We start from the raw sequence: 14,459 nt of genomic DNA on the forward strand, positions 1-14,459 counted from the left end.
CCCTCAAATATCCCATGTCAAATCCGAAAGCTCTATTAAAACAACCAAAAAGGAGACAGACTTCGATATGAAAAGCAAAAAAGTTACATATTTATTAACTAGCAGTGTATTAAGTACAGCTCTAATTTTCTCAAGTGGCATTGGTTCAGCTTTTGCTAATCAAGATGACTCTACGGGTTTAACGATAGTAGATGAAACGAACACAGAAGAAACAACAAACGATGGTAGCCAAGTAGATACAACTACTGAAGCAGTTACTGACTCAACAGAAGCAACTGGCGACTCAGTTACAGATGAAACAACTACAGAAGATACAACAGAAGAATCAGATGAAGAATCAGATGAAGAAGCAGTTGAAGATGAAACAGATGTTGAAGTTAATGAACCCACTTTAATCCCAGGGAACTTCTTCTATTTTGTTAAGACGATTACAGAGAAAATCCGCCTTGCAGTAACTCTTGATGATTATAAAGAAGCTCAACTTTTAGCGGATTTTGCTGCTGAAAGAATTGCTGAAGCAAATAAATTGCTTAAAGAAGGCAAAGTAGACGAAGCTGAGGATCTACTAAAAGAAGCGATTGATTTGCAAAATCTTGCTGGAGATAAATTAGACAGTACTGAAATAACAGAAGAAGTAACAGATGAAACGACTGAGGGGACAGAAGTGGAAACTGAATCTACTGAAACAGAAGAAACAGAAGTAACTGAAGTAACTGAAGTAACTGAAGTGGAAAGTAAATTAGCGAACAACATTGATTCCTTAATGTTAGTTTTACAAAAGATTGATAACCCTAAAGCTCAAGAGGCTATTATGAAAAATGTTCAAAAGTCTTTTGAAAAGTTAGAGAAGAAATTTGAAAAGCTACAAGAAATGGATGCTAAATTCGCAGAAAAAATGGCTGAAATTGAAGAAAAATTAGCAACTGGTCAAATTTCAGAAGCTGAAGCTAATCACAAAAAGGCTAAGTTAGAAGAGGAATTAAGTAATAAAAAGCAGAAGGTAGAGGAAGAGGAAGAAAGAGACGTTGAAAAAATTAATCATAAAGTAGAAAAAGAAGTTCAAAAGGCTGAAAGAAAAGAACAGCAAAAAGAGCAAGAGGCAGTGAAAAAGGCAGAAGAAAAACAACGTGAAGCAGCTAAGAAAGCTGAAGAAAAACAACGTGGAGCAGCTAAGAAAGCTGAAGAAAAACAGCGTGAAGCAGCTAAGAAAGCAGAAGAAAAGCAACGTGAAGCAGCAAAAAAAGCTGAAGAGAAACAGCGTGAAGCAGATAAAAAAGCAGAAGAAAAGCAACATGAAGCAGCTAAAAAGGCAGAAGAAAAGCAACGAGAAGAAGCAAAAAAAGGTAAGAAAGTTAAAGAAGACGACGACAAAGACAACGATTAAATACACAAACAAGAGGTGTACCTTAAAGGTATACCTCTTATTTGTATCGTTTACCGTAACTCAAATTTGGATAAGTGGAAAAAAAGCTCGCAAAGTTTTTTTACTCGTAATTCTTCAATATCCTCCTCATCAAAACTCATTGGCTTAGAGTTAATTTCATAAATTACATAGTTCCCATTTTCTGAAATACCAGCATCAATTGAAAATTCACCGAAGAAGCCTAGTTCCTTTGTAAGGTAGTCTCCACATTCTTCAACAATTTTCTTAATAAAAAGATCATGTTGCTGATTTCGGAGTTCTTCATAAGGAATTACCTTTCCACCCCTAGGGATATGAGTGGTGACATCTTGACCTTCTGATTGTCGGATTCCTACTCCTGTTACGCTGTAACCTAAATCGGTATAGTGAGCAAGGATTCTAAAATCAAAGCGCTGACCATTATATAGTGCAGGGGGTATCGCCTCCTGCCACAAATACCGATTCCAATCAATAGAGTGTGAGCAACTTTCCCAAAAATGGTCGGCATTATCATACGAAGTTTGCTTTTCTGTAGAATTCATTACAATTGTTCCATTATTCTGTAGGGTTAAACGACAGATGCCTTTCCCCTTTGCAGATTTTATAGGTTTCATATACAGACTAGAATGTTTCTCTAGAAAGGCCTGAAACTCTTTTGGGTCATTAGTCATGATCGTTTCAGGGAAAAACTCTTGTAAAGAAGGATGAGATTTAAACAGGGTGTAGAGGGTGTATTTATTAAGAAAAGAGGGATTAAAATGAGAAATCCCTCTTTTCTTACAAATCTTTATTACTTCTTGAAAAGCTTTTGTATTTTCCACTCTTCGAAAGGGGATTCGATTATATATGAGATGGGGTAGGGGACATTCTACCCTGATCCATTGATCTTTGTCAGGTACAAACATAAAACCATTAACGCGCTCATTCGTAATATCTTCTGGGGTAAAAACAAAAGAGATACCCCCATTAAGGATGATTTCTGACTGAATTCTTTTAAATAAAATTCCGTTTCCAGCTACGTGATCGTTCTTTTTTCTCCCTGTCATAATTCCAACAAGAGGTCCGATATTTCCTGATTTATCACACTTCAGGTCAAAACTAAGGGTATTTATTGAACTGTCTTGAAGAAAGGGAAGTTCCATCCTATTCTTTCCGAAAGAGTAGGAAGGACGTTCCCCTTTAGGAAGAACCCAAATTCTTTGTTCAAGATCATAAAGCAGCTTCATTTAAAAATTTCTCCTGGTGTTTTGATTGCTCTCTCTGTTAAAAATATCGAGAAAGCAAGTGACAGTTTTCTAGTTAGTAAGTCGAACTCTTTTAAATGCGGGTGTTTAAAAATGGACCTTCCTGGTTTGGAGTTTGCTTCAAATAACCAAACATGACCTTGGCGATCAATACCCATATCAAACCCAATCTCTCCAATAATTCCTTCCAACTGTTCTTCCAATGCTGCACTAAACCTTAAAGCAGAATTAGTTAGTTTTTGAATTATTGCTTCTTGTTCTTCCTTGCTTGGAAATAACTCGGGTATGGTCTTAATACAGCCCCCACTTTTTACATGTGTTGTCACACTTCCCGGACCAGCAACTTTAGCAGCGATCGCCGTTACTTTCCATTCTCCATTGCTATCTTTGTTTGTGTGTATTCGAAAGTCTACAGGTTTTTTATCCAACCTTATTAAATGGATTCCCTGCTGGACAAGCATGTTTGTGAGTCTTCGATTTTTAAAAGTATGATTAAATAATGCTTCCAAACTAGAATATTTTCTTAATTTATTCTCACCATTAGAATCTCGATAACGACAATAATATTCATTACTTTCCCTATCATAGATAATCTGATGAATCCCTAACCCAAGACTACCGTTTATAGGCTTGATATAAACATGCCCGTATTGAGACAGCATACGTTCAATCATAGAAAATGAAGAAAATTGGTGGGTCTCAGGTAAGTGAATGGCAATACGTGCATCTTGCAGTAAACGATCATTAATATCCAATTTATTAAAAAAGCCGGGATTATACCATGGAATCAAATACTCTGATTGAAGGCGTTGTTTAATCTTGTTAAGTTCAGCCTTTTTTTCACTTCTACGGTTTGGCAAACGATCATAAATCACATTTGGAAAAGGGACTTCGATGGTTTCCCAGCCATTATCTAGATAGAAAAAACCTTTGATGGTACCTGTTTCCCAATTGATATGTTGTTCCCCAAATACAAAAGGTAAAGCTCCGACCGATTTTTTTACAGAAAGTAGTTTTGAAAAAAAGATGGATCTCTCACCAATAGGTCTCATGGCAAATGGAGTAAATCCTGAAGTGAATATGCCAACGAGAGGACCAATATAAATGGTTTGATCATCTATAAAAAGATGTAAAGGAACTTTCACATCCGGTATTTTTAGATTCTCTTTAAGGTCTTTACTAATTGAGATAACCTTTCTTCCATTAGGTTGCGAAAGACACGTTGCGTCGATAGAGAGAGTGCCAAAGGAAACTCTTTTTAAATTTGAAGGTATCTCCACTTCCGAAGGGATGAACAGGCTATTCACAGGACCATTAATAAACTCAATCGGATAATGTCTTCTCATGATTATTTGATCTCCTCTCTTTTATATCCGCTTGAGACAGCGATTTAGCATAAATCAGAGGGGCTTCATATAAAGAATCCCTCAAATGAGGTTGATCGGTTAATAGAACTTTTCTTCCCGGTTTTGAATTAACATCTAATATCCATAACGATCCATTTTTTGCTAATCCAATATCGACACCAAGCTCAAATAGGGGCAAGAACTCATTTTCTAAAATCGTTGGCAAGTTTGTTAAGATGAAGTCAATTTCTTCGTTTACATAATTCTTTGAGTAAAGAGTGGTTGCGCCGATCCACTCTTCATAATTTTCCACTGTGGCACCAACACTTAAATTAGAAAGAATACCACCTTTTTCACCCATTCGTACGCCTTTTCCAACAACCGTCCATCTGCCATCTTTGTTCTTTTGTAAAAGGGACCTTATATCAAAAGGCTGGTCTTTCTCGTTCGTTAATGGCAAATATGGTTGAATTAAGAAGGTTCTTTTTGCTAAAAGTGTGTCTAACCATGCTAATAACTTTGGAGCATCTTGGAAGGTTCGAGATACTTGCTTGCCTTTTTTATCTGTACGTACTTTAAATTCATTTTTTAGTTTTTCGATAAAATAAACTCCATAGCCCTGAGAGCCTGTTACTGGTTTAATAATGATTGGATTTGTGGTTTGAAGTGTCTTGATGACTTGCTCGGGAGAATGTACTTTATGGGTTTGAGGTAAATAAGGTGATAGTTTTGAATGGACTAGCACTTCATACAAATCCAATTTATTTGGAAGTCCATGCCCTAGAAATTTAATATCTGCTCTGCTTTTGAACCAGTTGACAATCGCCATACACTGTTTAGAATGTGAATCGTCTCCATAAAAACAGCGATCATACAATATTTCTGGGATCTCGAATTCTGAGCGAACCCATCTATCGTCATCACTAAAATGTTCACCGACTATTTTCTCAGTTAAAGGATTCATTTGAGATGGTATAAACCGATAACATTTAATATTAAATTTTTTTGCTCTTTTAGCAATTTCAGTAAAGTAGGTTAATTCACTGCTTAAGTTTAACGTTATAAATCCTAGAGTTAACATTAGTCACTCCCCCTTATATATTTTATTAGCATTCTAGTGCTTGTTAAGCTTCATCAAGTCTTAACATTTGATTAAAAGCTAATGACGTCGAATATTCAATTATCGCTTTTGCTGATGGACGAATCTTAACTTCTTGTTCCTCAAAGTTTTTGGAGGGCTTCGAATTTACCTCGATGATCCAGAGTTTTCCTGTATGATCAACACCAATATCGACTCCAAGCTCTCCTACAATACCTGTAGAGGACTGACTAATGATATTGGCTGTTTCGATAGCTAATTCCTTCATAAGAATGACTTGCTGAGTAGCAGTTTGGCGATCAAACAATGACGATAAGGCTTTTAGTGGTTTCATCGTTTCGCCTCCACGAGCAATGTTAGAAACAAATTGCTGCTCTGCTGATACTCTCGCTACTGTTGAGGTGATTTTCCAATTTTCCTGATAATCTTTATGACATAAAATCCTAAAATCAAGTGGACGTTCATTCAATTTTAATAATGGAATCTCTTGCTGAACTAAGTAGGTGTTTTTGGACTTCCTTTTATTAAACCATTCAGTAAATTGAGATAAAGATTCAAAAGACAGTTCATCTTCATTCTTCGTTCCAGAGGATAGCTTGGCGTGTATTCTGTAGTCTTTCGAGTAGAGCCTGATAATATTTCTCCCTTGGCTACCGTTTATCGGCTTTATATAAACCCCTTTATATTTGTTAAATAAAAGTAAGAGATGATCCTTCGTAAAAAGCATGGAATCAGGAAGATAAGGTTGTAAGTGTTCCTCAGAATATAAGATCTTATGAACTTCCCATTTCGATAGGAACTTTTCATTGAAGATTGGGATTTGAAGCAAGTTAATGGTATCCATTACTGAGCCAAAAGCGCTACTTGATTCAAGTTTTCGGGAATGAATCCGATTGTAGATCACATTTGGTAAAGGTAACATGTCTTTTCGCCAGCTACCATCTTCAAAATAGTAGCCTTCAATCCCTGTTTGAGAAAAGTTCTTAACGTGAAAAACATAAAAAAATCCTCCGATAGAAGATGTCCCGTGATGAAGTTCTTCACAAAAAGCATGAACAGATCGAAAATTTGGTCCTATATTTTCCTCATTTTCCTGAAGCTCAGTCATTAGAGCGATTATAGGGCCTATATAAAGAGTTTTATTGGATTTACGATATTTAGTTAGGAAACGAATTTCTTTTTCAGGAAGAGAGAGCTGCTGGTAAAGGTCCCTTCCGAATACCATCTCATCTTTTCGTAAATCCCCTCTAAATACTCTAACCTGTATTTTTTTTATGCCTAAACTCAACACGATAACTTCTTCAAAGGTTATTCCTAAATAGGAGGCGAGTGAACTACTTATCATAAGGTAATTTTCGTTCTTTTTTTGAAACATTTTATCCGCAATGACCGTAATAGGTAAATAAGAATCAGACATATATATTCCTCATTTATTGGGTTTGAAAACATGATTTAGCCCACACTTTATTTGTACTCGTACTAGAGCTACATTTATAATGAAGAAATGGGCATGTGCTGATATCATCGTATGTAAAAGTAAAATTATGTGTGCTAAATTATAACCATGGAAGGTAGATGTAAAATGAATATTGCTTTAACCATCATATTTATGGTTGTCATAGGAGCCATTATCGGTGGATTTACCAACTCGCTAGCGATCAAGATGTTGTTTAGGCCTTATAAGCCAATATATATTGGGAGTTGGAAAGTTCCCTTTACTCCTGGGTTAATCCCGAAACGTAGAGGAGAGCTTGCAGAACAGTTAGGGAAAATGGTTGTCAACCATTTATTAACACCTGAAAGTATTCAGCGTAAATTTTTGAATAAGAACTTTCAAGATGACATGTCACTGATAGTTCAAAAGGAATTAGATCAATTCCTTAATCGTGATGAGACGTTGGAAGAAGTCTTTGAAAGGTTTGGATTAAAGGATAGTGGAGAACGAATAGAAGCAAAATTAGATGCTTTTATAGATAAAAAGTATGAAAGCTTAATGGAGAAGTATGGGGAAAAACCTATCAAGGTTATTCTGTCTCAAGAGTTAATTGAAAAGGTTAACTCAAAGATCCCACAAATTAGTTCCTATATCCTTTCAAAGGGAACCGACTATTTCTCAAGTACGGAGGGAGAATTACGAATTGAACGAATGCTGAACGATTTTCTCAATGAGAGAAGTGGAATGCTAGGGAACATGCTTCAGATGTTTTTAGGAAATGTAAATCTTACGGATAAGATTCGACCTGAACTCATTAAGTTTTTAAATAGTGAAGGGACGGAAGAACTGATTACTACCCTACTAAGAAAAGAGTGGGATAAAGTTCTCGAATGGAAGATAGAAACCGTTGAAGAACAATTTGGAAAAGACCATCTACGTACGATGATTAAGCAATATAGCCGTAGATTTATAAGGGTAGATCAATTCCTTCAAACACCTATCTCGGTTATAGCGGAGCCATATAAACATGAGGTTGTTGAAAAACTTGTACCTAATGCGGTTCAGATGTTAGGTGATTGGTTGTCAACTCGTATTGAAGTACTAATGGAAAGGCTTCATATTTCTGAAATCGTTAGAGAACAGGTTGAGACGTTTTCCGTTGAACGCCTCGAGGAAATGGTTTTATCTATTTCAAGAAGCGAACTAAAAATGATTACGTATTTAGGAGCTTTGTTAGGTGGCCTAATCGGATTGTTTCAAGGTTTTGTTGTCCTTTTTTTATAAAATACAACTACCACCTTATTGCCATTAAAATGTGCCCAATTCGCAATTCATGACATAGTTTGTTATAGTAGAGTGGATTGTTTTGATGGACTTCTATTGTTGCCTTGTTGCTTTAGGGATTAACACTAAAGAGAAAAAGGCTACTATAGGGGGTTAATGCGGAAAGGGAGATGAAACGTATGGCAGTAAATTTACATGATTCGGCGTATGAATTAGAAAAGGCAATTAGACAAAGTGATGAGTATAATACATTAAAGAGAATGTATGACGAAGTAAATGCTGATCCATCAGCTAAGCAAATGTTTGAGAACTTCCGTAACATTCAGTTACAACTACAACAAAAACAAATGATGGGCCAAGAGATTGGTCAAGAAGAGGTTGACCAAGCTCAAAAAATGGTGGCTCTAGTTCAACAACATGAGAAGATTTCAAAACTAATGGAAGCAGAACAACGAATGAGCATGGTAATTGGTGAATTAAACCAGGTTATTATGAAGCCTTTAGAAGAACTGTACGGTGCGATGCAAGCATAAAGGGTAAATGAAGAAGTCCTTCCTATATGGGGGACTTTTTTATTTTGCCATTCTTAAATTGAATCCCGCTTCAGATACTTTTTCCTGTTTAAAGGTATTTCTTTTCGTATATTCTTATAACTAGGAAGTTTTAATGTGACAGATTACTTTTATAAGACAGTGAGGTTAATTATGAAAAGAGCTGTTTTTTTAGACCGTGACGGTGTATTGAATGAGGTTTTAACTGATCGAGTCAAGTTCGTTAATAAGCCAGAACAGTTATTTTTACTAGATGGTGCAGCTGAGGCAGTGGCTGAGATAAGTAAAGAGGATGTTGAAATTTTTGTTGTAACTAATCAAGGTGGAGTTGGACTAGGGTTCTTAAAAGAAAAGGAGTTACACAGAATACATCAGCATTTGGAGAAATTAGTAGAAGAAAAAGGTGGGCGTTTTCGAGAGATTACTTACTGTCCACATAAACCTAAAGCCGGATGTGAATGCAGAAAGCCGAATGCAGGAATGCTGTTAAACCTAGCTGGAAAATATGAAATTAACCTAGAAAAAAGCGTCATGGTTGGCGACCATGAAAGAGACATAGAGGCTGGACAAAAGGCTGGTTGTAAAACCGTTTTTATTGGTGAAGGGGAAACGAATGCTGATTATCAAGCAGCATCGTTATTTGATGCAGTTGAAAAGATAAAAGAAATGGTACAATAAATACGTTTTTTTAAAAGAAAGAATCCTCCTTAATATAAGAGAGGATTCTTTCAGTTTCTAAGTAAACTTGCTTACTAATTAAGTAAGATTAAAATTGTCTTCCGCCTAATTGTTGCTCAGCCATTTGTACTAAGCGTTTTGTAATTTCTCCACCAACTGAACCGTTTGCTCTTGAAGATGTATCTGGACCAAGATTTACGCCAAACTCTGTTGCAATTTCATACTTCATTTGATCAATTGCTTGCTTTACGCCTGATACGAGTAATTGGTTTGAATTGTTGCTTCTTGCCATGTTAATCATCTCCTTGGTGTAGTTTTATTGTTTGTTACATTTCTAGTTTTGTTACGAAATTTAAGATTTATTCATAGCTGGACCTTGGTAATTTTTTCAAGGTTAATTTCGTCATGATAAAAAAGGCTTTTGTTGCTTTTCGAATATTGTCACTAACATGGATGCCATGATACTTCGTGGGATTTTTTCTTCTCTAAATCCGTTTATGGGAAGTATAAAGTATTTTATATAGCAGCTAAGTTTAAGAAAAGAGCCTAAAAAAAGAAATCATAACTTTGTCCCTATTAGTTGTTCTAATCAAAGTAAATCGCACATACATGTGTTGTAAGGATAAAAACATCGAGAATAGGGGGCAATATAAAATGATTTATAGGTTGCTTGCATTAAACATCGACGGAACACTTCTCCAATCAAATGGTCGGCTTCACAAGTCAACAAAAGAAGCTGTAGAATATGTTCGTCAAAAAGGAATTTATGTAACACTTGTTACTTCTAGAAGCTTTCCATCTGCAAAAAAGGTGGCGAAGGCTTTAAAGTTAGATTCTAAACTTGTCACTCACCGAGGTGCATATATTGCAGATACATTAGGCAAGCCCATTCAGGCAAAACGTATCCCTGAAGACATTACTTTCGAGATTGTCCGTTTACTAGAAGGTTTTTCCTGCCAAATTAGAATTGTTCACGAAGAATATTCATTAGCAAATAAATCAAAAGTAAGTAATAATCTACTAGCAAAGACAGTCTTTACTTCTGGCGACCCTGTCTTTTATTCTCAGCAATTCGTTGATACATTAAGTGATACTCTACTAGATGACCCGTCAACACCTCCTAAAATGGAAGTGTATTTTGAACATAAAGAAGACTTAGAAGATGCCCAAAAAGCAATGCAAAGTATGTTTGCAGAGGTTGATCTTGTAAAATTAAATGATTTAAGATTAGATATTGTCCCAAAGGGAGTTTCTAAGTTAAATGGATTGTTATACTTAGGGGAACAACTGGGAATTAGTAGAGATGAAATGGTTGTCATCGGAGATTCCGTCGATGATATTGACATGCTCGAGCAAGTAGGATTGGGAGTTGCAATGGGTAACGCACCTGTCGAAGTAAAGCAGGCAGCTGATTGGGTAACTCGTTCAAATAACCAACAAGGTGTCGGGTACATGGTAAAAGAGCATTTTAGAAAGCAGCAACCGATTGAATTCCTACGCAAAATGAATATCATTAAATAAATTATTTGGGATGATCATACTTTGGTGGTCATCCCTTTTTTGGTTTATTTCGTGTGTGATGAGGTTGCTAAACAATACTGCGATGAGTCGGGGGGAATTAAAGGGCTGGTTAACATTATTAGGCTGGCAGAAAGGTGTGAAGTGTGGTCGATATCCTAGGACTTGCCGAAATGTTGTGAAGAGTCGCCGATAAATGTAAGATACTCGCTGAAATATGTGAAAAAGTGACCGATAACTATTAGATACTTGCCGAAATATATAAAAAAGCAGCCGATATCCTGACTGCGCTCGAATAAGTTTTTGGTTTGGCGAATAAAAGTGGTTGTTTGTCCAATAAAACAAAAGCAACGGCGAATATATTGCTCTATATGTCCATTATAACCATGTGGACGGCGAAAATAAGGTGGAACAAGTCCAATATACTCCGGAATACACCTCGAGAATAACCATGCTATAACCTGAATTTCCAAAAAACTAGTCTCCCTAATTTATTGACCTCATAACATCCATTCAGTACACTTAAAAAAGTTAACTTTTTAAGACAAATTTATGTTCAAATATATTTTAAAGGTGATCTTATGCAAATTTATATAAAAGGTATTGAAGATGAGCGGTTTCATCGTCCCCTTCAATTAATAGCAAACCTATTCTTTGAAGAAACTGAGATACTATTCGCGGATAAAGGCAAGTCTACCGACATTACCGTAGAGTTTGCCCTAATTATCGCGGAAACAGTAAAGGCTCGAGCAACTCTTACAGATCAATCGGGTCAAATTTTCACTGCTTCTTTTGAAAAAGACCTCCCTAATAATGAGACTGAAAAAGACCGATTTAGACGAATAAAAACAGCTGTGTCTCATGTATATTTAACCGTTTTACAAGATTGGACAGGTATGATTCAGAAGTGGGGAATTTTAACGGGAATTCGCCCAACCAAGCTGCTCCATAAACTACTTCGAGAAGGTATGCCAAAAGAAGAGGCACATAAGAAGTTGATGGATGAGTATCTGATAACGGATGAGAAAATATTTTTAATGCAACAAATCATTGATCGACAATTAACGGCAGTACCAGATTTGTATGAATTGCAAAAAGAAGTAAGCATTTATATTGGCATTCCTTTTTGCCCAACTAAGTGCGCGTATTGTACATTCCCTGCTTACGCGATTAATGGACGTCAAGGTTCAGTGAATTCTTTTTTAGGCGGCCTTCATTTCGAAATGAGGCAAATTGGTAAGTGGTTAAAAGATAACAATATCAACATTACCACGGTCTATTATGGTGGTGGGACTCCGACAAGCATTACAGCAGAAGAGATGGACATGCTGTATGAAGAGATGTATGCTTCATTCCCAAATGTTCAGGATATTCGTGAAGTAACGGTGGAAGCTGGTCGACCTGATACGATAACTCCTGAAAAGTTAGAGGTACTAAAAAAGTGGAATATTGACCGGATCAGTATTAATCCTCAATCCTATATTCAAGAGACATTAAAAGCAATTGGGAGACATCACACGGTTGATGAAACGATTGAAAAGTATCATCTTGCAAGAAAAATGGGGATGAATAACATTAACATGGACCTAATTATTGGTTTGCCAGGAGAGGGAGTCAAGGAGTTTACTCATACTTTAAATGAAACGGAAAAACTAATGCCTGAATCATTAACGGTTCATACGCTTTCCTTTAAACGTGCTTCTGAGATGACAAAGAACAAGGATAAATACAAAGTGGCTGATCGGAATGAAGTAGAGGATATGATGGAGCTTGCTGAAAAGTGGACAAAAGATCACAATTATCTTCCGTACTATCTGTATCGCCAAAAAAACATTCTTGGTAATCTTGAGAATGTCGGGTATTCTCTACGGGACCAAGAGAGCATCTATAATATTATGATTATGGAAGAACAACAAACCATCATTGGTTTAGGCTGTGGGGCAGCTAGTAAGTTTATTGATCCAGTGACAGGAAAAATCACTCAATTTGCAAATCCAAAGGATCCTAAATCGTATAATGATGGATTCGAAGATTATACGAATAAGAAAATAAAGATCTTAAATGAATTATTTATGAAAAATACCAATGTGAAAGAAGAAGTCTAACTCGTTTAGGCTTCTTTTTTCCTTTGATGTTAAATTATTCTAATATTATGAATTTACAGACAGGATTTTTTCGAAAAAAAGAGAATGTTTTATATATAGCCTGTCATAAGATTTTACGAGCTAGGTTTTGAAAGCGTTTACTAAATGGAGGGATAAAATTATTATGATGCAAACACCTTTAACAATGACGCAAATGATCAAACGAGCAGAGAAGTATTTTCCTAAGAAACAGGTCATTTCACGAACAACAAAAGGGATTGAACGATTTACTTATAAGGAGATGGCTGAAAGAACGAGAAGACTAGCTGATAGTCTTGAAAAGCTTGGAGTACAACGAGGAGATAAGGTTGGTACACTTGCATGGAATCACCATCGTCACCTGGAGGCTTACTTTGCAATCCCATGTAGTGGTGCAGTACTTCATACAATTAATATTCGCTTAGCACCTCAACATATTTCATATATTATTAACCATGCTGAAGATAAAGTATTACTGATAGACGCTGACATCGTTCCATTAATAGAAAAATGTAAGGATGAATTCACAACAGTTGAAGCTTACGTCATTATGACAGATGAGGATGAGCTTCCAGAAACGACATTATCTCCTGTCTATCACTATGAAAAGCTGCTTGAAGAGGGGAACCCTAATTACGAGTATCCTGACGACCTTGATGAGAATTCACCTGCTGGTATGTGTTTCACATCAGCAACAACAGGTAATCCGAAAGGGGTCGTATATTCTCATAGAGGAACCGTTCTTCACAGTATGGCACTAGGAATGGTTGATAGTGCGGCTGTTAGTGAAAAAGATGTTGCTCTACCTGTCGTACCAATGTTCCACGTTAATGCTTGGGGATTGCCATTTGCAGGAGTCTGGTTCGGTACAACTCTAGTACTACCTGGACCATATTTTACTCCGAAGATTTTAGCAGAATTGCTAGAAGAAGAAAAAGTTACCATCACAGCTGGTGTTCCAACCATCTGGTTAGGGCTGTTAAAGGAACTCGAAGAAAAGAAATATGATTTAAGCAATCTTCGCTATATTCTATGTGGAGGTTCAGCTGCACCAAAAGGAATGATTAAAGCGTTTGAACAGAAGCATAACATTCCATTTAAGCATGCCTATGGTATGACGGAAACGAGTCCTTTAGCAGTTATTTCTACTTTAAAAAGCTATCAAGAGGAGCTTTCAGAAGAAGAAAAGCTAGAAATTAAGGCGAAGCAAGGTATATTAGTTCCAGGCTTAGAAATGAAAGTCGTTGGAAAAGACGGGGAAGTCGCTTGGGATGGAAAAGAGATGGGAGAACTGGCACTTAGAGGTCCGTGGATTGCATCTGAGTACTTTAAAGATGAGAGAACGGCTGACACATTCCGTGATGGATGGCTCTATACAGGGGATGTTGTCACACTTGATGAAGAAGGCTTTATGAAAATTGTAGATAGAACGAAAGACTTAATTAAGAGTGGTGGAGAATGGATTTCGTCTGTTGATATTGAAAATGCGTTAATGGCACATGAAGCAGTGTTTGAAGCAGCAGTAGTAGCTGTTCCTCATGAGCAGTGGCAGGAGCGCCCAATTGCATGTGTTGTTTTAAAAGAAAAAGATGGAGCGACAAAAGAGGAACTTTACGATTTCTTAAAACCGCAATTTGCAAAATGGTGGCTTCCAGATGATATTTTATTTCTAGAAGAAATTCCAAAGACTTCGGTCGGAAAGTTTTTAAAACGCGCTTTAAGAGATCAAGTTCAAAAAGATTACTTACAAAAGAATTAAGTTTAAAAGGGTCAGAGATT

Annotated in this window: 12 protein-coding genes; 7 read left to right on the forward strand and 5 right to left on the reverse strand. The window is 36.5% G+C overall.

Annotation, left to right across the window (positions count from 1 at the left end):
- Positions 1–67: 67 nt before the first annotated feature.
- Positions 68–1,384 carry a DUF5667 domain-containing protein gene (locus tag ACFYKX_RS06220; RefSeq protein ID WP_389359165.1) on the forward strand — a complete coding sequence of 439 codons (1,317 nt, stop codon included), beginning with the start codon at positions 68–70 and terminating at the stop codon, positions 1,382–1,384.
- A gap of 50 nt (positions 1,385–1,434) precedes the next feature.
- Here ACFYKX_RS06220 and ACFYKX_RS06225 read toward each other — a convergent pair whose 3' ends face one another.
- Genes ACFYKX_RS06225 through ACFYKX_RS06240 form a run of 4 tightly spaced genes read right to left on the reverse strand, consistent with a single transcriptional unit; the run spans position 1,435 to position 6,508 of the window.
- Positions 1,435–2,628: a YheC/YheD family endospore coat-associated protein gene (locus ACFYKX_RS06225; RefSeq protein WP_389359167.1), complete on the reverse strand. Its 1,194-nt coding sequence runs from the start codon at positions 2,626–2,628 to the stop codon at positions 1,435–1,437.
- Positions 2,625–3,992, reverse strand: coding sequence for a YheC/YheD family endospore coat-associated protein (locus ACFYKX_RS06230; protein WP_389359169.1), 1,368 nt, complete (start codon positions 3,990–3,992; stop codon positions 2,625–2,627). Before ACFYKX_RS06230 ends, ACFYKX_RS06225 begins: the two co-directional genes overlap by 4 nt.
- Positions 3,970–5,073, reverse strand: a complete 1,104-nt coding sequence (locus ACFYKX_RS06235) for a YheC/YheD family endospore coat-associated protein (RefSeq protein ID WP_389359171.1) — start codon at positions 5,071–5,073, stop codon at positions 3,970–3,972. The genes ACFYKX_RS06230 and ACFYKX_RS06235 overlap by 23 nt, the downstream gene beginning before the upstream one ends.
- Positions 5,074–5,116: 43 nt before the next feature.
- On the reverse strand, positions 5,117–6,508 hold the full coding sequence (locus tag ACFYKX_RS06240) for a YheC/YheD family endospore coat-associated protein (RefSeq protein WP_389359173.1): 1,392 nt from the start codon (positions 6,506–6,508) through the stop codon (positions 5,117–5,119).
- Positions 6,509–6,673: 165 nt separating this feature from the next.
- On the opposite strand from ACFYKX_RS06240, the gene ACFYKX_RS06245 reads away from it, so the two are divergent.
- The 3 genes from ACFYKX_RS06245 (at position 6,674) to ACFYKX_RS06255 (ending at position 9,039) form a co-directional block, all read left to right on the forward strand.
- Positions 6,674–7,810, forward strand: coding sequence for a DUF445 domain-containing protein (locus tag ACFYKX_RS06245; RefSeq protein ID WP_389359175.1), 1,137 nt, complete (start codon positions 6,674–6,676; stop codon positions 7,808–7,810).
- Positions 7,811–7,989: 179 nt separating this feature from the next.
- Positions 7,990–8,343 carry a YlbF family regulator gene (locus ACFYKX_RS06250; RefSeq protein WP_389359177.1) on the forward strand — a complete coding sequence of 118 codons (354 nt, stop codon included), beginning with the start codon at positions 7,990–7,992 and terminating at the stop codon, positions 8,341–8,343.
- 171 nt (positions 8,344–8,514) lie between these two features.
- Complete coding sequence (locus ACFYKX_RS06255) at positions 8,515–9,039, forward strand: D-glycero-alpha-D-manno-heptose-1,7-bisphosphate 7-phosphatase (RefSeq protein WP_389359179.1); 525 nt, start codon at positions 8,515–8,517, stop codon at positions 9,037–9,039.
- An 88-nt stretch (positions 9,040–9,127) separates the two neighbouring features.
- On the opposite strand, the gene ACFYKX_RS06260 is transcribed toward ACFYKX_RS06255, so the two are convergent.
- Positions 9,128–9,331: a small, acid-soluble spore protein, alpha/beta type gene (locus tag ACFYKX_RS06260; RefSeq protein ID WP_389359180.1), complete on the reverse strand. Its 204-nt coding sequence runs from the start codon at positions 9,329–9,331 to the stop codon at positions 9,128–9,130.
- A 362-nt stretch (positions 9,332–9,693) separates the two neighbouring features.
- On the opposite strand from ACFYKX_RS06260, the gene ACFYKX_RS06265 reads away from it, so the two are divergent.
- The 3 genes from ACFYKX_RS06265 (at position 9,694) to ACFYKX_RS06275 (ending at position 14,439) form a co-directional block, all read left to right on the forward strand.
- A complete protein-coding gene (locus ACFYKX_RS06265; RefSeq protein ID WP_389359182.1) occupies positions 9,694–10,560 on the forward strand; it encodes a Cof-type HAD-IIB family hydrolase in 867 nt (288 codons plus the stop codon).
- 578 nt (positions 10,561–11,138) lie between these two features.
- Positions 11,139–12,662 (forward strand): coproporphyrinogen III oxidase, encoded by a 1,524-nt coding sequence (locus tag ACFYKX_RS06270; RefSeq protein ID WP_389359184.1) that lies wholly within the window; start codon positions 11,139–11,141, stop codon positions 12,660–12,662.
- Positions 12,663–12,825: 163 nt separating this feature from the next.
- Positions 12,826–14,439, forward strand: a complete 1,614-nt coding sequence (locus ACFYKX_RS06275) for a long-chain fatty acid--CoA ligase (RefSeq protein WP_389359186.1) — start codon at positions 12,826–12,828, stop codon at positions 14,437–14,439.
- Positions 14,440–14,459 lie beyond the last annotated feature (20 nt).

The organism is Cytobacillus spartinae (genome assembly GCF_042865285.1).
GTDB classification, from domain to species: Bacteria; Bacillota; Bacilli; order Bacillales; family Cytobacillaceae; genus Robertmurraya_A; species Robertmurraya_A spartinae.